The 20,908-nt window shown below is 59.6% G+C and carries 11 protein-coding genes and 6 pseudogenes; 2 read left to right on the top strand and 15 right to left on the bottom strand.

The window, feature by feature from the left end:
- Window positions 1-124 precede the first annotated feature (124 nt).
- Window positions 125-2,061 (top strand): annotated as a pseudogene (gene dxs / locus AU14_RS08525) (1-deoxy-D-xylulose-5-phosphate synthase).
- 93 nt (window positions 2,062-2,154) lie between these two features.
- Here the strand turns inward: dxs and ribA are convergent.
- From ribA to AU14_RS08495, 6 genes and pseudogenes are all read right to left on the bottom strand, one after another.
- Window positions 2,155-2,769: a GTP cyclohydrolase II gene (gene ribA, locus AU14_RS08520; RefSeq protein WP_041340295.1), complete on the bottom strand. Its 615-nt coding sequence runs from the start codon at window positions 2,767-2,769 to the stop codon at window positions 2,155-2,157.
- A gap of 140 nt (window positions 2,770-2,909) precedes the next feature.
- A pseudogene (gene moaC, locus AU14_RS08515) lies at window positions 2,910-3,390 on the bottom strand (cyclic pyranopterin monophosphate synthase MoaC).
- A gap of 44 nt (window positions 3,391-3,434) precedes the next feature.
- A complete protein-coding gene (locus tag AU14_RS08510; protein ID WP_330217975.1) occupies window positions 3,435-4,463 on the bottom strand; it encodes a Nudix family hydrolase in 1,029 nt (342 codons plus the stop codon).
- Window positions 4,464-4,465: 2 nt separating this feature from the next.
- On the bottom strand, window positions 4,466-5,683 hold the full coding sequence (argJ, locus tag AU14_RS08505) for a bifunctional glutamate N-acetyltransferase/amino-acid acetyltransferase ArgJ (protein ID WP_041340293.1): 1,218 nt from the start codon (window positions 5,681-5,683) through the stop codon (window positions 4,466-4,468).
- A 99-nt stretch (window positions 5,684-5,782) separates the two neighbouring features.
- Window positions 5,783-8,533 (bottom strand): preprotein translocase subunit SecA, encoded by a 2,751-nt coding sequence (secA, locus tag AU14_RS08500; RefSeq protein ID WP_041340291.1) that lies wholly within the window; start codon window positions 8,531-8,533, stop codon window positions 5,783-5,785.
- A gap of 195 nt (window positions 8,534-8,728) precedes the next feature.
- Window positions 8,729-9,681 (bottom strand): annotated as a pseudogene (locus tag AU14_RS08495) (M23 family metallopeptidase).
- A gap of 212 nt (window positions 9,682-9,893) precedes the next feature.
- Here AU14_RS08495 and AU14_RS08490 point away from each other — a divergent pair.
- On the top strand, window positions 9,894-10,340 hold the full coding sequence (locus AU14_RS08490) for a DciA family protein (protein WP_041340289.1): 447 nt from the start codon (window positions 9,894-9,896) through the stop codon (window positions 10,338-10,340).
- 10 nt (window positions 10,341-10,350) lie between these two features.
- Here the strand turns inward: AU14_RS08490 and lpxC are convergent.
- The 9 genes and pseudogenes from lpxC to murD all read right to left on the bottom strand — a co-directional run bounded on the left by lpxC (window position 10,351) and on the right by murD (window position 20,907).
- Window positions 10,351-11,267: pseudogene (gene lpxC / locus AU14_RS08485) on the bottom strand (UDP-3-O-acyl-N-acetylglucosamine deacetylase).
- Window positions 11,268-11,500: 233 nt separating this feature from the next.
- A complete protein-coding gene (gene ftsZ / locus AU14_RS08480; protein ID WP_041340286.1) occupies window positions 11,501-12,658 on the bottom strand; it encodes a cell division protein FtsZ in 1,158 nt (385 codons plus the stop codon).
- A gap of 95 nt (window positions 12,659-12,753) precedes the next feature.
- Window positions 12,754-13,988 (bottom strand): annotated as a pseudogene (ftsA, locus tag AU14_RS08475) (cell division protein FtsA).
- Window positions 13,989-14,023: 35 nt separating this feature from the next.
- Window positions 14,024-14,652: pseudogene (locus tag AU14_RS08470) on the bottom strand (cell division protein FtsQ/DivIB).
- 202 nt (window positions 14,653-14,854) lie between these two features.
- Window positions 14,855-15,850: a D-alanine--D-alanine ligase gene (locus AU14_RS08465; protein WP_052472001.1), complete on the bottom strand. Its 996-nt coding sequence runs from the start codon at window positions 15,848-15,850 to the stop codon at window positions 14,855-14,857.
- A gap of 1 nt (window position 15,851) precedes the next feature.
- A complete protein-coding gene (murC, locus tag AU14_RS08460) occupies window positions 15,852-17,297 on the bottom strand; it encodes a UDP-N-acetylmuramate--L-alanine ligase (protein ID WP_041340282.1) in 1,446 nt (481 codons plus the stop codon).
- Window positions 17,290-18,375, bottom strand: a complete 1,086-nt coding sequence (murG, locus tag AU14_RS08455) for an undecaprenyldiphospho-muramoylpentapeptide beta-N-acetylglucosaminyltransferase (protein WP_041340279.1) — start codon at window positions 18,373-18,375, stop codon at window positions 17,290-17,292. Before murG ends, murC begins: the two co-directional genes overlap by 8 nt.
- Window positions 18,368-19,567, bottom strand: a complete 1,200-nt coding sequence (ftsW, locus tag AU14_RS08450) for a putative lipid II flippase FtsW (RefSeq protein ID WP_041340277.1) — start codon at window positions 19,565-19,567, stop codon at window positions 18,368-18,370. Before ftsW ends, murG begins: the two co-directional genes overlap by 8 nt.
- Window positions 19,567-20,907, bottom strand: coding sequence for a UDP-N-acetylmuramoyl-L-alanine--D-glutamate ligase (gene murD / locus AU14_RS08445; protein ID WP_041340275.1), 1,341 nt, complete (start codon window positions 20,905-20,907; stop codon window positions 19,567-19,569). Before murD ends, ftsW begins: the two co-directional genes overlap by 1 nt.
- Window position 20,908 lies beyond the last annotated feature (1 nt).

Below are 20,908 nucleotides of genomic sequence, written 5' to 3'. Positions count from 1 at the left end.
CCCCCGAAGGGCGCACACTGACTTTAATCAATGCGTAACAACTGGCCCGATTGGTGTGAAACAGGCAGCCCTGTTCCCCTATAATGCCAGGCAGTTGCCGAATTTCCGGAAAAGACCCGAGCAGATGCAGGATACTTACACATTCAAGGAAATCCCGTCACAGCGGCCCAACACCCCGCTGCTGGACCGGATCGATGCCCCGGCCCAGCTGCGAGAGTTGCCGGCTGAACAGCTTACCCAGCTGGCCCGGGAACTGCGCGCGTTTTTGCTGTGGTCGGTGGGCCAGACCGGGGGCCATTTTGGCGCCGGACTTGGCGTGCTCGAGCTGACCGTGGCTTTGCATTATGTCTTCAACACTCCGGAAGACCGGCTGGTCTGGGACGTAGGTCACCAGGCCTACCCCCATAAGATTCTCACCGGCCGACGTGAACAGATGGGCAGCATCCGTCGCAAGGACGGCCTGGCCGGCTTCCCGAAGCGCGCCGAGAGCGAGTACGACACCTTTGGTGTGGGGCATTCCAGCACCTCCATCAGTGCGGCCCTGGGCATGGCCATCGCCGCCCGCATGCAGAATACCGGTCGCAAGAGCATTGCCGTCATTGGCGACGGCGCGATGACCGCAGGCATGGCCTTCGAGGCCCTGAACCATGCTGGCCATCTCCATTCCGACATGCTGGTGATTCTGAACGACAACGACATGTCGATCTCCCGGAATGTCGGCGGACTCTCCAATTACTTCGCCAAACTGCTGGCCAGCCGAACCTACAACCAGGTTCGCGACAGCAGCAAGAAGGTGCTTCAGGGCGCGCCGCACCTGATGGCCCTGGCCAAGAAAACCGAAGAACATTTCAAGGGAATGATTGCTCCCGGCACCCTGTTCGAGGAGCTGGGTTTCAATTACATCGGCCCCATCGATGGCCATGACTTGCCGTTGCTGGTCGAGACCCTGGAAAACATCCGGGAACTCGAAGGACCTCAGTTCCTGCACGTGGTGACCACCAAGGGCAAAGGCTTCGCCCCGGCCGAAGCCGACCCGATTGGTTATCACGCCATCAATAAGATCGAACCGGTGCCGGCCCACAAACCCGAACCGGTCACCCCCAAGCCGGCCAAGCCCAAGTACGCCAATATCTTTGGTCAGTGGCTGTGCGACACCGCAGAGCAGGACGAACGGGTGGTTGGTATCACCCCCGCCATGTGCGAGGGCTCGGATCTGCTGGCGTTTGCCGAACGCTATCCTGAGCGCTATTTCGATGTCGCCATTGCCGAGCAGCATTCGGTCACCCTGGCCGCCGGGCTCGCCTGCGATGGCGCCAAACCGGTCCTGGCGATTTACTCTACTTTTCTACAACGGGGTTACGACCAGCTGATCCACGACGTTGCGATCCAAAACCTGGACGTGCTGTTTGCTATCGACCGGGCTGGACTCGTGGGCGAGGATGGCCCGACCCACGCCGGTGCCTTTGATATCAGCTACCTTCGCTGCATCCCGAATATGCTGGTGATGACACCGTCGGATGAAAATGAAACCCGCCAGCTGCTGCAAACCGGCTGATGTTCAGCGGCCCGGCTGCTGTTCGATACCCCCGTGGTACTGGCCCTGGCGCAGAGATACAACCGTCTCTGGACGGACTGCCCATTGGCAAGGGCCGACGCGTTCGTGACGGCAGCAACATTGCCATCCTTAACTTCGGCACGCTTCTCACGCCTGCGCTGGAGGCAGCTGAGGCTCTGGGTGCGACGGTGGCGGACATGCGCTTTGTGAAGCCGTTGGACGAGGAGCTGATCGTCGCCCTGGCGGAGCAACACGAGTTGCTGGTGACACTTGAAGAGAACGCCATTGCCGGTGGCGCCGGCAGCGCGGTGACCGAGTTCCTGAACCATCGCGAGGTACAGATGCCGGTACTGCAGCTGGGCCTGCCGGATACGTTTATTGATCACGGCAAGCACGGTGAGCTGTTGCACGACTGCGGCCTCGATGCCGACGGCATCCGCACCGCCATCGAAGGACGCATGGAGCGCCTGCAGCGTCAGAGCCTGAAGGCGGTGCAACAGTCTTGAACTGGTAGACAGTTTTGAACTGGGGGTGCCGCCACCACAAAAAAGCCCGCCATTTGGCGGGCTTTTTCATGCAACTGGCAAAGCTTCCGGACCTCACTCGGTGAGATCGTCATCCTGATGGGTTTCCAGCCAGTGTCCAAGCTTGCTCTGCTTGGTGTCCAGGTAGTGCTCGTTGTGCGGGTTCCGGCCCACATGCAGTGGCACCCGCTCGGTGATATCGATGCCGTACGACTCCAGGGCCTTAACCTTCCTCGGGTTGTTGGTCATCAGCCTCAGGCTCTTGATGCCCAAATGCTCCAGCATGTCCTTACACATACTGTAATCCCGAAGGTCGGCGGCGAAACCCAGCTGCTCATTGGCCTCGACCGTATCGGCACCCTGATCCTGCAGGTTATAGGCGCGGATCTTGTTCAGCAGGCCAATGCCACGGCCTTCCTGACGCAGGTACATGAGAATGCCCCGGCCTTCCCGGGCAATACTGCGCAAGGCTTCTTCCAGTTGGTAGCCGCAGTCACAGCGCATGCTGTAGAGCGCGTCGCCGGTGAGACACTCCGAGTGAGTACGGGCCAGCATGGGCTCGTTCCTGTCCAGTTCACCCAGGGTCAGGGCCACGTGCTCTTTACCCGTGTCCGGTTCCTCAAAGCCGTGCATGTCAAAAACACCGAATGGAGTCGGCAAACGGCAGGTCTGGATGTAACGAACAGCCACAGTCGTTCCTCGTGGTTCAATCAATCGGGCCGCGCATTCTAGCACGCGGTCATTGGCTTGGCGTAGTCCCGACATGGCTCCTCTCCTGGGCCTCTGGATTATCAGGGATCTACGAGCAAACACCCGGCACGGATTAACTCTCAGGGCGTCGGTGATACCCAATGGCCACTGCGACCGCCCTTCTTTTCGAGCAGGCGCACGGCACCAATTTCCATCCCGCGGTCTACCGCCTTGCACATATCGTAAAGGGTGAGAGCCGCAACACTGGCTGCAGTCAGCGCTTCCATTTCGACACCCGTCTGCCCCGAGAGCTTGCATCGGGTCTGTATATGTACCGAGGCACCGTCTTCGCCCGGCGCCAGCTCAACCTTAACCGAGGTCAGATTGAGCGAGTGGCAAAGCGGAATCAGCTCATGGGTCTTCTTCGCGGCCATGATGCCGGCAATGCGAGCTACCGCCAGCACATCCCCTTTCGGATGATCACCGGCAATAATCATGTTCAGGGTTTCCGGGGCCATGCTAATGGTGGCCTCGGCCCGGGCTTCGCGCTCGGTTACGGCCTTGTCAGTGACATCGACCATGCGCTTCGCCATTATCATCAAGGTGCGTCAGCTTGCTCACGGTGTCTCCAGAACTGTCTTGAATGAGGGTTTCGATTGGCAGGATTAAAAGCATACCAGAGATGAGCGCCACAGCCCCGGATAACGATTAGCCTTGCGGCCACCAGAACCTGATACCCGCAATGCCCTGACCACCCTCGTTGCGGGCACGATCAATGTCTTCAGGCTCAGGCCGCCCAGTCCGAACACCGGAATGTTTGCGATGGCGGTCAGCTCTCGGAAGGCGTCCCAGCCGATGCCCTCTGCTCCAGGGTGGGTAGCCGTCGCCCGCACTGGCCCAAGGGTGGCGTAGTCCGCCCCGATCTCGACCGCATGAGCAAGCTGATCGGCGCTGTGACAGGACACACCGAGCCAGACCTCCGGCGGCACCGGCCGGGACACAAGGTTTGCGGCCTCGCGCCACGGCAAGTGCAGCCCCGCAGCACCCGACGTGTCGGCAAACCTTTCCGGCGCCCCGTGGACGATCAAACCGGTGCCGGCACTCCGGCAGACCGACAGTGCCTGCTGAGCTACCGCCCGGTAGGCGTCTGACGCCAGCTCCGGAGCCCGAAGCACTATTAATGTCTGCTTTTGCAACGACTGCTTTCGATCCTCAAGCGCCGCCTGCAGGCTCGCCACGCCACCGTCCACAGTGGTCATGGTGCCGGTTATTGCCAACGACGAGGGCAAGCGCAGGGCCCGGATGATGGGGCGATTGGCGGCCGGGAACTGATCATCCTGAAGCTCTTCCGGCGCCAGCCAGGCGATAGGCTGACCTTCACAGCCTACAGCCTCACCCGCGGCCTCTGTGGTGCACCAGACGTCCAGAAACACCCGCTTGTCACCGTAGTCATGGCGGATGCCGATAACCGGCTCAAGCGACACCTCCGGCACTGCCAGAGCGGTTTCCTCGGCAATCTCGCGCACCAGTGCCTGCTGGACCGTTTCGCCCGGCTCGACCTTACCACCAGGAAACTCCAGCAGCCCTCCCTGGTGGGCGTGGTCCGGACGCCGGGCAATCAGCACCCGACCATCACGGATAATTACCGCGACGGCGACGTGAATCTCACGGATCGGTGCTGCTACGTCGGTCATGCTCAGGTCCGGTACTCAGCGTTAATGGTCACGTAGTCGTGGGAAAAGTCGCAAGTCCAGACGGTTTCATTCACCGTGCCACGCTTGAGATCGATGGCGATGGTAATGTCCTCACGATCCATGACGGCCTGGCCACGCACTTCTGAGTAGTCGTCGGCGCGACCACCGTTGCGAACCAGGCAAACCTCGCCCAGGAAAATCTCCAGGGCATTGAGATCCAGATCAGGCACGCCGGCACGGCCCACCGCAGCCAGAATCCGGCCCCAGTTGGGATCGGAAGCAAACAGGGCGGTTTTCACCAGGGGTGAGTGCGCCACGGTGTAAGCCACATCCAGAGCCTCCTGCTGCGTCGCAGCGCCGCTGACGTCAATGGTGACGAATTTGGTGGCGCCCTCGCCGTCACGCACGATGGCGTGTGCCAGGTCCAGGTAAACCTGACGCAGGGCTTCGCGCAGCTTGGGTAGCTCGGGGCTGTCCGCAGTGATCTCGGGCCCGCTATACTGACCGCTGGCCATCAACATGCAGCAATCGTTAGTGGAGGTATCACCATCGATGGTAATGCGGTTGAACGATTTCTCGCCCAGCTCGTAGGCGAGGGTCTGCAGCAGTTGCGGCTCGATGCGGGCGTCGGTGGCGATGAACCCCAGCATGGTAGCCATGTTCGGGCGAATCATACCCGCACCCTTGCTGATGCCGGAAATGGTCACGGTGTGGCCACCGAGATCCAGCTGGCAGGATGCTCCCTTGGGCCGGGTGTCGGTGGTCATGATCCCGCTGGCTGCTTCGGCCCAGCGGTTTTCATCGGTGCTGGCAAGAGCGGCCGGCAAAGCATCGACAATCTTCGCCACCGGCAACAGCTCCCCAATCACGCCGGTGGAGAATGGCAGCACCTCTGTGGCGCTGACTCCGGCCTGGTCCGCCAGCGCGGTACAGCACGCCACGGCATCGGTCATGCCGCGCTCACCGGTGCCGGCGTTGGCATTGCCGGTATTGATCAGCAGGTAGCGCGGTGCCTTTGCAGCAAGATGCTGTCGGCTCAGGGTGACCGGTGCCGCGCAGAACTGGTTACGGGTAAAGATACCGGCGACCCGGCTTTGCGGCGCCAGTTCGAACACCACAATGTCCTTTCGGCCGGGCTTCTTGATACCGGCGCTGGCAATGCCCAGCTTGACGCCGGCCACCGGGAAAAATTCGGGCAAGGTTCCGGGACCTACTGCCATCCTGCATCTCCTCTGACAATGCCTGAAACAGGCAATTCATAACGTAAAAACCCGCAGCCTGAGGATCTCAGGTTGCGGGTCTTGAACCTTGGTTCAGTCTCAACGATTAACTGACCTTACCATGCATTGCTTGTACTTCTTGCCGGATCCGCACGGACAGGGTTCGTTGCGCCCCACCTTGCGTTCCTGGCGGACAAAGGTCTCCGGCGCGGCGCCAGCCTGCTGCTCACCTTGACCGGCGCCTTCAGCAGAGCTCTCAGCGGTGGCGCTGGTCTCGTCGTGACGCAGACGGGCACGGGCCAGTTCCTGCTCCAGCTCCTGCTTGCGACGGCGCTCGACTTCTTCCATCTCTTCCCGGCTCTGCACCCGGACGTGGCAAAGCACCCGGGTAACATCACGCTTCATGGTTTCGAGCATGTCCTCGAACAGATTAAACGCCTCGCGCTTGTATTCCTGCTTCGGGTTCTTCTGGGCATAACCACGCAGGTGGATACCACGGCGCAGGTGATCCATGTTCGACAGGTGCTCTTTCCACAAGGTGTCCAACACCTGCAGGAAAACCTGCTTTTCGAACTTGCGCATGGCCTCGGCGCCGGCAATTTCTTCCTTGCCCTTATACGCGGTGACGATTTCGTCGAGGATCTTCTGGCGCAGATTCTCTTCGTGCAGGTTGCTGTCTTCGTCCAGCCACTTCTGCACCGGCAGCTCGATGGACATTTCTGACTGCAGCTGGGATTCCAGCCCGGCCACATCCCACTGCTCCGGCATGCTCTGGGGCGGGATGTACTCGCTGACCATGGTGTCGACCACGTCGGCACGGATGGTATCGACCATGTCAGAAATGTCTTCCGAAGACATCACTTCATTGCGCTGCTCGTAGATCACCGTACGCTGGTCGTTGGCGACATCGTCGTATTCCAGCAGCGTCTTACGCATGTCGAAGTTGCGGCCTTCAACCTTGCGCTGGGACTTCTCAATGGCATTGGTCACCATGCGGTGCTCAATGGCTTCGCCCTTCTTCATGCCCATGGCCTGCATCAGGCTCTTGACCCGATCCGGCGCGAAGATCCGCATGAGATTGTCTTCCAGCGACAGGAAGAAGCGGGAGGAACCCGGATCGCCCTGACGACCGGCACGACCACGTAGCTGGTTGTCGATACGGCGGGATTCATGCCGCTCGGTACCGATGATGTGCAGGCCACCGGCATCCAGCACATGGTTGTGGCGCTCGGTCCACTCGGCCTTGATCTTGGCAATGTCTTCCTCGGACGGGTTCTCCATGTCCGCGACTTCAAACTCCCAGTTACCACCCAGTACGATGTCGGTACCACGACCGGCCATGTTGGTGGCAATGGTGACCGCACCGGGGCGACCGGCCTGGGCAATAATCAGGGCCTCGGAATCGTGCTGCTTGGCGTTCAGGATCTTGTGATCAATGCGCGCCTTTTTCAGTAGCATCGACAACAGCTCGGACGCCTCAATGGACGCAGTACCCACCAGGATCGGACGGCCCTCGGTGGTGACATCCTTGATCTCATCGATGATGGCGTGGAATTTCTCTTCCTGGGTCAGGTAGATCAGGTCGTTGTAATCGATACGCTGGATCGGCTTGTTGGGCGGAATCACCACCACATCCAGGCCATAGATCTGACGGAATTCAAACGCTTCGGTGTCAGCGGTACCGGTCATCCCCGCGAGCTTGTCGTAGAGACGGAAGTAATTCTGGAAGGTGGTGGAAGCCAGGGTCTGGCTCTCAGCCTGGATGTTCACGCCTTCCTTCGCCTCAACAGCCTGGTGCAGGCCCTCGCTCCAGCGACGACCCGGCATGGTACGGCCGGTGTGTTCGTCAACGATGACCACCTGGCCACCCTGGACGATGTAGTCGACGTCTTTCTGGAACAGGTGATGGGCACGCAGTGCCGAATGAACGTGGTGCAGCAAGCTCAGGTTTGAGGCCGAATACAAACTCTCGCCCTCGGCCAACAGCTCCTTATCCAACAGCAGTTCTTCGACGCGCTCGTGACCGGATTCGGTCAACTCAACCTGACGGGACTTTTCATCGATGGTGAAATCGCCGGTAGGTTCGCCTTCTTCCGGCACTTCGCCCTGCTCCAGATTCGGGATCAGCTCGTTGACCGCCTTGTAGAGTTTGGAGCTATCCTCTGCGGCGCCAGAAATGATTAGCGGGGTCCGCGCCTCGTCGATCAGGATCGAGTCAACCTCATCCACGATGGCGTAATTCAGGCCACGCTGCACCTTGTCCTCGGTGCTGAACGCCATGTTGTCGCGCAGGTAATCGAACCCAAATTCGTTGTTGGTGCCGTAGGTGATGTCGGCCTGGTAGGCAGCGCGCTTCTCTTCCTGCGGCTGACCTGAGGCAACAACGCCGACCTGCAGTCCAAGGAACCGGTACAGCTTGCCCATCCACTCGGCATCACGGCGTGCCAGGTAATCGTTCACGGTTACCACGTGAACCCCTTTACCCGGCAGAGCATTCAGGTACACCGACGCGGTTGCCACCAGGGTCTTACCTTCACCGGTCTTCATCTCCGCAATGTGGCCTTCGTGCAGGGTGATACCACCAATCAGCTGGACATCGTAATGACGCATGCCCATAACCCGGCGGCTGGCCTCGCGAACCGTGGCGAATACTTCCGGCAGCAAGGCGTCCAGGGCCTCGCCTTCTTCAATTCGACGTCTGAACTCAGCAGTCTTGCCTTGAAGTTCGGAGTCGGAAAAATTGCCAAACTGTTCCTCAAGTTCGTTAATGCGTATTACTGATTTACGCATACGCTTGATTTCTCTGGCATTTTTACTGCCGAACATCTTGGTTGCAAGCTTTGTGAACATAGACCACTGCTTCTTTGATTAATCGGAGGAAGCCGGCATTCTAACCTTATTTCGCGACAGGAAAAAAGGTAGCGCTCACGGCCGGACAGATTGGGATAACTTGTTGATGTTCCAACTGCCGGTCAAGGCGACGCTGAGGACGCCGGGACAGCAGGACGTGAGGGAAGGAACCCTCACGTGGAGCGGAAAGAAACTTCAGTTGCTGGATCGGGCGATGTACTTCACCGGATCCTTGGAACGGCCGTTATGCAACACTTCAAAGTGCACGTGCGGCCCGGTAGACCGGCCAGTGCTGCCCATCAGGCCACGACCTGCCCTTTCTGCACGACATCACCGACGTTGACTTCGATTGTCTTGCAGTGGCCGTACCGGGTGACCAGGCCATCACCGTGGTCGATCTCCACCAGGTTGCCGTAACCGTAGCGCTCGCCGGCCCAGGTTACGACACCTCCGGCGACCGAGATAATGTCACTGCCTTCCTTGCCAGCCAAGTCCACGCCGTCGTGCCAGGTGCGCTTGCCATTAAAGGGGTCCGAGCGATAACCGTACTTGGAGGAGAGCCAACCCCAGGTGATCGGCCGGCCCTCAACAAACATTTCATCTTCGAGCTTCTGCCGCGATGCCAGCTTATCGAGTAGCCGCAACTGCTGCTCTCTGTCGTCCAGCTGCTCTTCCAGGCGCTCAATCATCCGGGTCAGTGCCGGTGCGCTGAACGACTCCCGCTCACCGATGTCTTCCGGACCGCCAACGGCGGCTGGCTCGTCAAAATTGAACTCTTCACTGGCAACCAGTCCGGATTCGACAAACCGCTGCCCTAACGCATCCAGCCGGAGTAAGCGGCCCTGTATCTGGCCCAGGCGAAGGGTCAGCGCATCAATCTGCTGCTGAACTTCCTGCTGTACCACCGACAATTCTGACTTCTGTTCGTCCAGCCGCGCCTGCCAATGAGCCACCAGGGCCGACGGAGTCGGTTTCGCGGCCTCAGCCTTGCTGACCGCAACCTGAAAACCTGCCCAGCCCGCCATACCAAGCACCGCCAGTAACAGGCAGAGCAGGCCCACGGCCACCGGCGCGTTCAGTGCCACCACGCGGGATTGCCCGTGATGTCTGCCAACAAGGATAATGTTCATATCATTTTCTGATTTCATCTTGAGTCGCAACCTGTGTCCTGTAGTGTTGCGCCTCGGAAATTTCCATATGGGCTTGCCATCCATGACAACAACTACGTACTGAAAAGTCGTAGTGCCCGGTAGACATACTTCGTCTCGACAATGTAAAACGAGTCTAGTACTGGCACTACGCATAAACCGTGCCGAAGTGTAACCAATCGTAAACAAATTCGTCGAGTGAAAACCCGCCCATGAAGCGAAAAAGCGAACAGAAAGCAAGCTTTGACAAGCTCGGTGGCACCCCGGTCCTGAAAGAGCTCATGACCAAGGCGGAGCTCCATCGCCAGGCCGAAGAACAGGTGCTGTCCGCGCTACCCGGCTCGCTTGCCGAGGGCACACGCTTTGTCAGCTGTCAGGAAGGTGAGCTGGTTCTGTCCGCAGGGAATGCCGGTAAAGCCAGCCAGATTCGCTTCCGCCAGCACGAGATCATGGAGAAAGTGCGGGAGAACGAGTTGTTCAAGTTCGTCTGGAAGCTCAAGGTCAAGGTTGTCCCGCCAAGATTCCAGGACGCACCCAGGTTCGTAAAAGCACCCCTGAGCAAAGAAAATGCCCGGCTCCTCAAAGAGGAAGCCGGGCACACGAAGGATAAAAAACTACGCGAGGTTCTCGAAAAACTCGCAAGCCACGTCCGGGATTAGGCGTCCTGCCTTAAGCCGGAGCCGCCAGCACAGGCTTCATGTAGGAGATGGGCGCGGTCGCTTCGTCATCGAAAGTAACCACTTCCCAAGCATCCTCTTCAGCCTGAGCTTGCGCAGTAGCTTATTATTCAGATCGTGACCGGATTTAATGCCCCGGAACTCACCAATCAGGCTATTGCCCAGCAGGTACAGATCGCCGATGGCGTCCAGCACCTTGTGCTTAACGAACTCGTCATCGTAACGAAGACCGTCTTCGTTAAGAATTTTGTAATCGTCAACCACAATGGCGTTGTCCACACTGCCACCGAGGGCCAGGTTCATCGCCCGCAGCTTCTCAATGTCGCGCATGAAACCAAAGGTCCGAGCGCGGCTCACCTCTTTCACAAACGAGGTGCTGGAGAAGTCGACGGTTGCGGTCTGGGCACGACCCTTGAACACCGGGTGGTCAAAGTCGATACCGAAGCTGACCTTGAAACCTTCAAACGGCAGGAAGGTAGCCTTCTTGTCGCCTTCTTCAAGAGTCACTTCCCGCTTGATGCGGATGAAACGTTTGGCCGCTTCCTGCTCGGCAATGCCGGCAGACTGAAGCAGGAACACGAACGGTCCAGCGGAGCCATCCATGATCGGCACCTCAGCAGCGCTGAGTTCCACGAAGCAGTTATCGATACCGAGACCAGCCATTGCCGACAGCAAGTGCTCTACTGTCGCCACACGAACACCGTCTTTTACCAGCGTCGTAGACAGCATGGTCTCACCCACATTTTCCGCGCAGGCACGAATCTCGACCATCGGGTCCAGATCGGTCCTCCGGAAGATAATGCCTGAGTCTACCGGGGCGGGCTTCAGGGTAAGGTAAACCTTTTCCCCGGAGTGCAGCCCTACACCGGTAGCACGGATAGTGTTTTTAAGTGTCCGTTGTCTGATCATCGGTTCATTATTCCGTCACAAAATGTCGATATTCTGAGCAAAAATCTGCCCGGAGAATATCAGAAAGTAAGACTGAGTACCATTTAACCAACGCGGCTTTGCGTCAAATTTACAATAAGCCAACGCTTGGTAATCAGCGCACGTTTATCCGGATTAATGGTTCCCTTTTGCTGCTCCAGTTTTCAAACCTGGACCGGCAACAGCTTAAACCGGATCACACTTGCAACAGATTATCAATCAGCCTGACGTCTCAGGAATGCGGGAATATCGAGATAGTCGACACCCTGCTCTTCACTTTCCTTGCTCTGGTCAATCGCAACGTTGCCGTGAGACACAGCGCGACGACGCAGAACCGCCGGACGATCCAACTGGTTGTAATCGGTTGTTCCATCGAGTGTGCGGGAGTTGTCCACCACCTTGGTGGGCTTTTCCCGGTCACCACCGAGGCCTGTAGCTACTACGGTGACCTTTAGTTCGTCGGTCATTTCCGGATCGATCACGGTACCCACAACCACGGTGGCGGAATCCGAGGCAAACTCACGCACAATGTCACCAACCTCGGAGAATTCGCCCAGGTTGAGATCCATGCCTGCGGTGATGTTGACCAGAATACCCTTCGCGCCCTGCAAGTTGATGTCTTCCAGCAGCGGGCTGCGTACAGCGGCTTCGGCAGCTTCGCGGGCCCGGTTTTCGCCGGTGGCGCGGGCAGTACCCATCATCGCCATGCCCATCTCCGACATCACCGTCTTCACGTCGGCAAAGTCGACGTTGATCATGCCGTTGCGGGTAATCAGATCGGCGATACCCTGAACCGCGCCCAACAGCACATCGTTGGCCGAGGCAAAGGCGTCCAGCAGGCTGGTCTTCTTGCCCATGACCGCCAGCAGTTTTTCATTCGGAATGGTAATCAGCGAGTCGACACACTCTTCCAGCTCCTTCAGGCCGGCTTCGGCGACGCTCATGCGCTTGCCACCTTCAAAGGTAAATGGCTTGGTAACCACTGCCACGGTCAGGATACCCAGCTCGCGAGCCACTTCGGCCACAACCGGGGCTGCACCGGTACCGGTACCTCCACCCATACCTGCGGTGATGAAGACCATGTCCGCGCCTTGCAGGGATTCAGCAATGCGGTCGCGATCTTCCAGGGCAGACTGGCGCCCTACTTCCGGATTCGCGCCGGCACCCAGGCCCTTGGTGATGTTGCCACCAAGCTGGATGATCTGGCGCGCATCCATGTCGGTCAGTGCCTGTGCATCTGTGTTGGCGCAGATAAACTCCACACCTTCGATGTCGCTGTTAAGCATGTGACGCACGGCGTTACCGCCGCCTCCGCCTACACCGACGACTTTAATGACAGCGTTTTGCTGGACATTATCGACGAGTTCAAACATTTCCCCTACTCCTTCGTGCTGTTAGTTCAGCCTTTCCAGGCTGTTTATTCGAGAATGTTTATTCGAGATACCTTCGTTTTCTGCATTCCTGGCGGTCAGAATTGCCCCGTAAACCAGGCTTTCATGCGCTCAAACAGCGAGGGTGCATCTTCACCCTTGAGCACCGGCGCCCGCCCCAGATCCATCTGGCGGAAGCCATGGATCAGCAACCCGACGCCGGTGGCGTATATCGGATTGTTGACCACTTCCGTCATACCCGAGACTGCCTGCGGACAGGCCAGCCTTACCGGCATGTGGAAGATTTCCTCGGCCAGTTCCACCACACCTTCCATGGTGGAGGAACCGCCCGTGATAACGATGCCTGCCGGGATCATGTCTTCGAACCCCGACCGGCGCAGTTCGGACTGGACCAGCGTGAACAGCTCCTCGTAGCGCGGCTCGACCACTTCCGCCAGGGCCTGACGGGACAGGTCTCTGGGCGCACGATCGCCAACGCTCGGAACCTTGATGGTCTCATCGGCACCCGCCAGCTGTGTCAGCGCACAGGCATACTTGATCTTGATTTCCTCGGCGTTCTGCGTGGGTGTCCGCAGTGCATGGCAATGTCGTTAGTGACCTGGTCACCGGCAATCGGGATGACCGCGGTGTGCCGAATGGCACCACCGGTGAACACCGCGATATCGGTGGTGCCGCCGCCAATGTCAACCACGCAAACACCGAGTTCTTTTTCATCCTCGGTCAGAATGGCGTGGCTGGAAGCCAGTTGCTCCAGGATGATGTCATCCACCTCGAGGCCGCAGCGCTTCACGCACTTTTCGATGTTCTGAGCCGCGTTAACGGCACAGGTCACCAGGTGCACCTTGGCTTCAAGCCGGACACCGGACATGCCCATCGGCTCCTTGATGCCTTCCTGGCTGTCGATCACGAATTCCTGCGGCAGGATATGCAGGATTTTCTGGTCCGCCGGGATGGCCACCGCTTGGGCGGCATCGATGACCCGATCAATATCAGCCTGGGTCACTTCACGATCGCGAATTGCGACGATGCCATGGGAGTTCAGGCTCTTGATGTGACTACCGGCAATGCCGGCATACACCGAGTGAATACGGCACCCCGCCATGAGCTCAGCCTCTTCCACCGCACGCTGGATGGCCTGGACGGTGGTTTCGATGTTGACCACCACCCCACGCTTTAGCCCCCGTGAAGGGTGGGAACCAATGCCCACCACCTCAATGGTGCCGTCCATCTTGCGCTTGCCGACAATCGCAACCACCTTGGATGTTCCGATATCGAGGCCGACAATCATGTTTTCCGTTTCAACCGATGACATGTATCTCACCAAACCGTGGTCTGAATTAACCGTTGCTATGATTTCGGGCTGGAAGTGGCTTGCGCCTCCTTCCATTGCACTGCCACACCGTTGGTGTAGCGGGCATCGACCCGACTGACTTCGTCCGACCGTGACGCCAGTCGGGTTTCATAAACTGTGATAAACCGTTCGAATCTCTGCTCGACCTGATCCCGTCCCAGCACCACTTCTATGCCGTTGGCCAGTTGCAGGTCCAGGCGCCGCGCTGTTCCAGCGACAGGCCTGCGAAGTTGAGGCCGTGGCCGACCAGATCTTCGCTCATGGTCTGGGCCATGCGAATAACATCCCGAACCCGCTCATCGGGCCCTGCCAGCTTAGGCAGACGGCCTGCCACTTCCGGGTTGGGCGGCAGAAACAGCTCGCCGGTGCGGCTGACCAGCCGGCCGTCGGTCCAATAGGCCAACGGCTTCTTTTCGCGAATGTCGATGGCCAGCCGATCCGGCCAGACCCGACGCACCGCCGCGGACTCAACCCAGGGCCGCCGCTCCAGACTGTCCTTGATCTCCGACAGGTCAGTGGCGAAATAGCTTTTGCCAATCCAGTTACCGGCAGCTCGCTCGATCGCGACCTTGCTGTCACCCACCAACTCGCCCTTCACATCGACCGCCAGAATCTGCTGATCCATGGCTCCCAGCACTTTGCCAGTGCCCCAGGGCACTAACGCTGCGAGCAGTACGATCACTGCCCCCATGCCCACCTGCAACCAGGGCACAGTGGCCAGCACTGCTTTCAACACGCCAAACCGGTCCCGCTCCGGACCGAGGGACGTAGCCCCCCGGCGCCGCGGGGGATCGGACGGTTCCGCCCGACTCCGGATCAGCAGTGTTTCAAGCATCGCTACCCTCCTGGGCGTTAGAGGCCTGGGTGTTAGGGACCAGCGTGTCGTGGAGAATCCGGACCACCAGCTCCTCAAAGCTGATGCCCGCCGCCCTGGCTGCCATCGGCACCAGGCTGTGATCGGTCATACCCGGCACCGTATTCACTTCCAGCAACCAGAACTGGCCGTCGTCGTCCTGCATGATGTCGACACGCCCCCAGGTCCGGCAGCCCACCACGCGGAACGCATCCAGTGCCAGCTGCTGCAGACGGATCTCGTCGTCAGTGGCCAAGCCACAGGGAATCCGGTAACGGGTGTCGTCGGCCAGGTACTTGGCGTCGTAGTCGTAAAACACGTGATCGGTGCTCAAGCCAATGGCCGGCAATGCCCGATCCTGAAGCAGGCTCACGGTGAACTCCGGCCCTTCGATCCACTCTTCCACCAACACCAGGGTGTCCAGCGCCTCGGCTTCCTCGTAGGCTTCCACCAGCTCTTCGGCAGTGTTGACCTTGCGGATGCCGATGCTGGACCCCTCGCGGGACGGCTTCACGCTCAATGGTGCGCGAAGCTCCGCCACGATCTGCTCCGCCTCATCGGTGGACGACATGGTGCGGAACTTCGGCGTCGGCAGACCGCAGCCTTCGAACACGTATTTGGTGCGCAGCTTGTCCATGGCCAGTGCCGACGCCAGCACTTCACTACCGGTGTACGGTATCCCGGCTTGACCGAGAATCGCCTGGAGCGTGCCATCCTCTCCACCGCGTCCGTGCAGGGCGATGAAGACCCGGTCAAAGTCCGGTTCTTCCACGGTCTTCAACAGGCAACCACGGACATCGACCGCAAAGGCATCAACGCCGGCTGATACCAGCGCCGCCAGCACTGCTTTTCCGCTTTTCAGGGACACGTCCCGCTCGGCGGAATCGCCGCCCATAAATACGGCCACGCGCCCCAGCTCTCGCACGAGCTCAGGGGGCGCCTGATAGGGCTGGGGTTCGGGATGTTGCATGTCACTCACTGGCAATTACTCCTGCTGCAGCCAATCTGGCTGCCACACCACCAATATCTCCGGCGCCCTGGGTCATCAGCAGGTCGCCGTCCTGTAGCACGTTCGCCAACAGGCTTTCAATTTCGTTGTTGTCTTCCACAAACATTGGCTCAACCTTGCCCCGCTGCCGGATGCTGCGGCACAGCGCCCGGCCATCAGCGCCCGGAATGGCGGCTTCACCTGCGGAATAGACGTCCATCAGCAGCAAGCCGTCGACCTCGGACAGCACCCGCACGAAGTCTTCATACAAATCGCGGGTGCGGCTGTAGCGATGGGGTTGATAGAGCATCACCAGACGACGACCCGGCCAGGCATCGTGCGCTGCGCGAATGACCGCCTCAACCTCGGTCGGATGGTGGCCGTAATCGTCCACCAGGGTGATGTTGCCCTTCGGCGTCTGGTAATCGCCGTAGACCTGGAATCGGCGCCCAACGCCGGCAAAACTTGCCAGGCCCTGGCAAATGGCGGCGTCGTCGACACCCTCGTCGGTGGCCACGGCAATCGCCGCTACCGCATTCAGGACGTTGTGCCGACCCGGCATTTTTAGCTCTACCGCCAGATCTGACCGACCCCCGGGGCGTTTTACCACAAAGCGGGTACGCAGGCCGTCAGATTGAATCTGTTCCGCGCGGTAATCCGCCTCCGGGTTGTCGATGCCGTAGGTGATGATGGCCCGGGAAATGCGCGGAATGATTTCGCGCACGTAGCCGTCGTCCACACACATCACGGCAACACCATAAAACGGCAGGTTGTGCAGGAAATCGACGAAAGTCTGTTTCAGCTTCTCGACGTCACCACCGTAGGTGTCCATGTGATCAGCTTCGATGTTGGTCACCACCGAAATCACTGGTGTCAGGTGCAGGAACGAGGCATCGCTCTCATCGGCTTCCGCTACCAGGTAACGGGAACCGCCCAGCTGGGCATTGGTGCCGGCGCTGTTGAGTTTGCCACCGATAACAAAGGTGGGATCCAGTCCGGCTTCGCCCAGCACTGAGGCAATCAGGCTGGTGGTTGTGGTCTTACCGTGAGTGCCTGCCACCGCAATACCATGGCGATAGCGCATGATTTCGGCGAGCATCTCGGCCCGCGGCACGATCGGTACCCGGCGACTGCGGGCAGCAACCACTTCCGGGTTGTCCGCTGAGACCGCGGTGGATACGACCACCACATCGGCCTTGTCACTGTTCTCGGCCCGGTGGCCGATGTGCACTTCAATACCCATGGCCTCCAGGCGCTTGGTGACCGCGCCGGATTTCAGATCAGAACCTGAAACGTCGTAGCCCTGGTTCTTGAGCACTTCTGCGATACCACTCATACCAGCACCGCCAATACCCACAAAATGGATTTGGCGGATACGGCGCATTTCCGGCACCTGATAAACCAGCGGCGGATTGGTTGGGTCAGCCATTGGCGGCCTCCAGACAATAATTCACAACTCTCTCCGTTGCATCGGGGCGGGCCAACGTACGCGCGGCCTTCGCCATGTTGATTACGCGGTTTCGGTCGCGTCCCAGGTCAGCCAGGGTCTCTGCCAGGTTTTCCGGGGTCAGCCGGGTCTGGGGAATCAGCACCGCCGCGCCGGCCGCGACCATCTGCTGACCGTTCTTGGTCTGATGGTCATCAACCGCGTGGGGAAAAGGCACCAGGATCGCTCCGACCCCAGCCGCGCAAAGCTCAGAAACCGTCAGCGCTCCAGCACGGCAGAGCACGACATCGGCCCAGGCATACGCCTCGGCCATATCCTTGATGAAGGGCTCGACATTCACTTCCAGCCCCTGCTGTTCATAAGCGGACCGGGCCGCCTCCAAATTCTTTTCACCACACTGGTGACGGATGACCGGACGGTCAGCCTCGGCCATTGCTGCCAGCGCTTCCGGTACTTGCCGGTTAAACACTTCGGCACCGAGACTGCCACCCACAATAAGTACCCGCAGCGCTCCTTCGTGCTCGGTCATGCGGTCTTCCGGGGTTGGCAGCCGGGCCAGATCCTGGCGCACCGGGTTGCCCGTGCAGCGGGTAACCACACCGTTACCGAAACTGCCCGGGAAGGCCTCCAGCACCGTTTCTGCGAACCGAACCAGAATCCGGTTGGTCATTCCGGCAACCGCGTTCTGCTCATGAATCACCAACGGTGTCCGGGTCAGCCAGGCAGCAACACCGCCCGGGCCGGTGACGAAGCCACCCATGCCAACCACGCAGTGGGGGCGAATCCGGCGCATAATCGTGAACGCCTCACCCAAAGCTCGCATCAGGCGGAACGGTGCTTTCAGCAACGCCAGCTTGCCTTTGCCGCGCAGCCCGGATATGTGAATCAGCGACAGCGGGATATCGGTATCGCCGATCAGCCGCTGCTCCATCCCGCCACTGGCGCCCAGCCAATACACCTGGTGACCCTGTGCCTCAAGCGCCCTGGCCGTGGCCAGCGCGGGAAACACGTGGCCACCGGTGCCGCCGGCCATCATCAGGAATCGGCGCTGCTCACTCATAGGCAGCCCCTCCCCGGGTTCGCCGACCGGACTTTTCTTCAGCCAGACGCGCTTTATCCAGACGTTCCATTTCCACTCGAGCCAAAACACCAATACTCACGCAAACAATCATCAAACTGGAACCGCCATAGCTCACCAGTGGCAGGGTCAGGCCCTTAGTCGGCAGCATGCCGGTACTGACCGCAATGTTGATGGTTGCCTGCAGACCGATCAGCAACGTAATGCCGTAGGAAAAGCAGGCGCCAAAGGGCATGTCTGCTTTCTCTGCCCGGCGGGCAATCACGAAACCACTGACTACCAACAGAGTGAACAGGGCCAGCACGATCAGCGATCCCAGCAGGCCAAATTCTTCGGCGATAATGGCAAACACGAAGTCCGTGTGAGCCTCGGGTAGATAGAACAATTTCTGGATCGAGTTGCCGAGCCCGACACCGCCCCAGTCGCCACGGCCAAATGCGATCAGCGACTGGGTCAGCTGATAGCCGCTGTCGAACTGATCCTTCCAGGGGTCGAGATAGCTCACCACCCGTTTCAGTCGATAGGGCTGGGTCAGCACCAGCAGCGAGCCCAGCACCACCAGAATCACAATCAGCGGCACAAACCGGCTGAGCCGAACGCCACTGAGGAAAATCATGCCGGCGGCGGCCGATACCAGCACCACGGTGGCACCGAAATCCGGCTGAATAACCAGCAACACCGAGGCAACCCCCAGCACCACCAAGGGCTTGAGAAATCCCGGCCAGGTGTTCAGCAGCTCGTCGCGGCGGCGCACTACGTACCCGGCCAGATAGGCGATCAGGCACAGCTTGGCGACTTCCGAGACCTGCACGTTAAACAGGCCAAACGGGATCCAGCGGGTGGAGCCGTTGACGGTCCGCCCCAGCGGCGTCAACACCAGCACCAGGGCCAGAAGGCCGATCCCGAGCAGTAGCCAGCCACTGCGCTCCCACCAGGCAACCGGCACATTCACCGCCACCAGGGCCATGCCGCAACCCATCGCGGCGAACAGCAACTGGCGGATGACATAGTGGTAGCTGTTACCCATGGTCTCCGCCGCCATGTCCATGGAGGCCGAGGAGATCATCACCACGCCCATCACCAGCAGCGCCACCGAGCTGATCACCAGCATCGGCAGCGGCTGGATTTCACCCAGCCACTGATGTCGGTTTGGTACGGCGAATCCGGTCTGCATCAGAGCGCCTCCACCAATGCGCGGAACTGCTCACCGCGATCGAGATAATCCCGGAACATATCGAAGCTGGCGCAGGCCGGTGAAAACAGCACCCGGTCGCCAGACTGGGCCAGCTTGCCTGCGGTTGATACCGCGTCCGCCAGCGTCTTGACCTGATGACACTCAACACCGGTACCCACAGCGTCGGCAATCAGCCCGGCATCGCGGCCAATCAGCACCAGCGCCCGACAATGCAACAGCGCCGGCGCCTGCAGCGGTGCGAAATCCGCACCCTTGCCGTCACCACCAGCAATCAGCACCACCTTGCCCTGTTCCGGCGCCAGGCTTTCAATTGCTGCCACAGAGGCGCCAACATTGGTGCCCTTTGAATCGTTGATGTAATCAACACCGGCTACCTGGCGGATAAACTCGCAGCGATGCGGCAGTCCGCCGAATTTGCGCGCCACCTCGAGCATCACATCCATAGGCAGCCCGGCGGCGCGGCCAAGACCGAGGGCCGCCATCACATTGCTGACGTTATGGTGCCCCATGAGCGACAGCTCACTGGTTCGAAGCAGGTTTTCGAAGCCGAAGGTCACCCAGGTTCCGCCGTCGTCGTCGCGGGTGCTGAAGGTCTCCGGATTGACCCGATGGAATCCATAACAGATGAACTGCAACCCTTCCCGTGCCATGGGCGTGCTCAAGGCATCGTCCAGATTCACCACAGCGGTTTTGCAGCCCTGGAAGATCCGTTGCTTGGCCTGGAAATAAGCCATTTTGTTCGGGTACCGATCCATGTGGTCGTCACTGACGTTCAGCACAGTGGCCGCCAGTGCATGCAGACCTTCCGTGGTTTCCAGCTGGAAGCTGGATAGCTCCAACACGTAGAGATCAGCACCACGGCCAAGCAGATCCAATGCCGGCGTGCCGATATTACCGCCCACCTCGACCTTGCGCCCCGCGGCCACGGCCATCTCACCAACCAAGGTGGTAACCGTGGTTTTCCCATTGGAGCCCGTGATAGCCACGATCGGCGCATCCGCAGCTTCGGCGAACAGGTCAATATCGCCCCGAATTCGGGCGCCGGCCTGTGCGGCCTGCTTGATCGCCGGCTCTGCAATGTCGATACCCGGGCTAACAACCAATTCGTTGAAGCCGGAGAACAGCTCCGCATCGAACGGCCCCAGGTGCACCGGCACATCTGGCCAGCCTGCTCGCAACTCGTCCAGGCCGGGAGGCGTTTCGCGACTGTCGGCGACCGTGATGTCACGGCCCTGCTCGGACAGATAGCGCACGCAGGAGAGCCCGGTTTTACCGAGCCCTACCACCAGTGTGCGACGATCCGAAACAATGACACTCATA

This window comes from Marinobacter similis, assembly GCF_000830985.1.
Taxonomy (GTDB): domain Bacteria; phylum Pseudomonadota; class Gammaproteobacteria; order Pseudomonadales; family Oleiphilaceae; genus Marinobacter; species Marinobacter similis.
The sequence above is the reverse complement of the archived record's forward strand: the minus strand, read 5'-3'. Positions and strand labels throughout refer to the sequence as shown.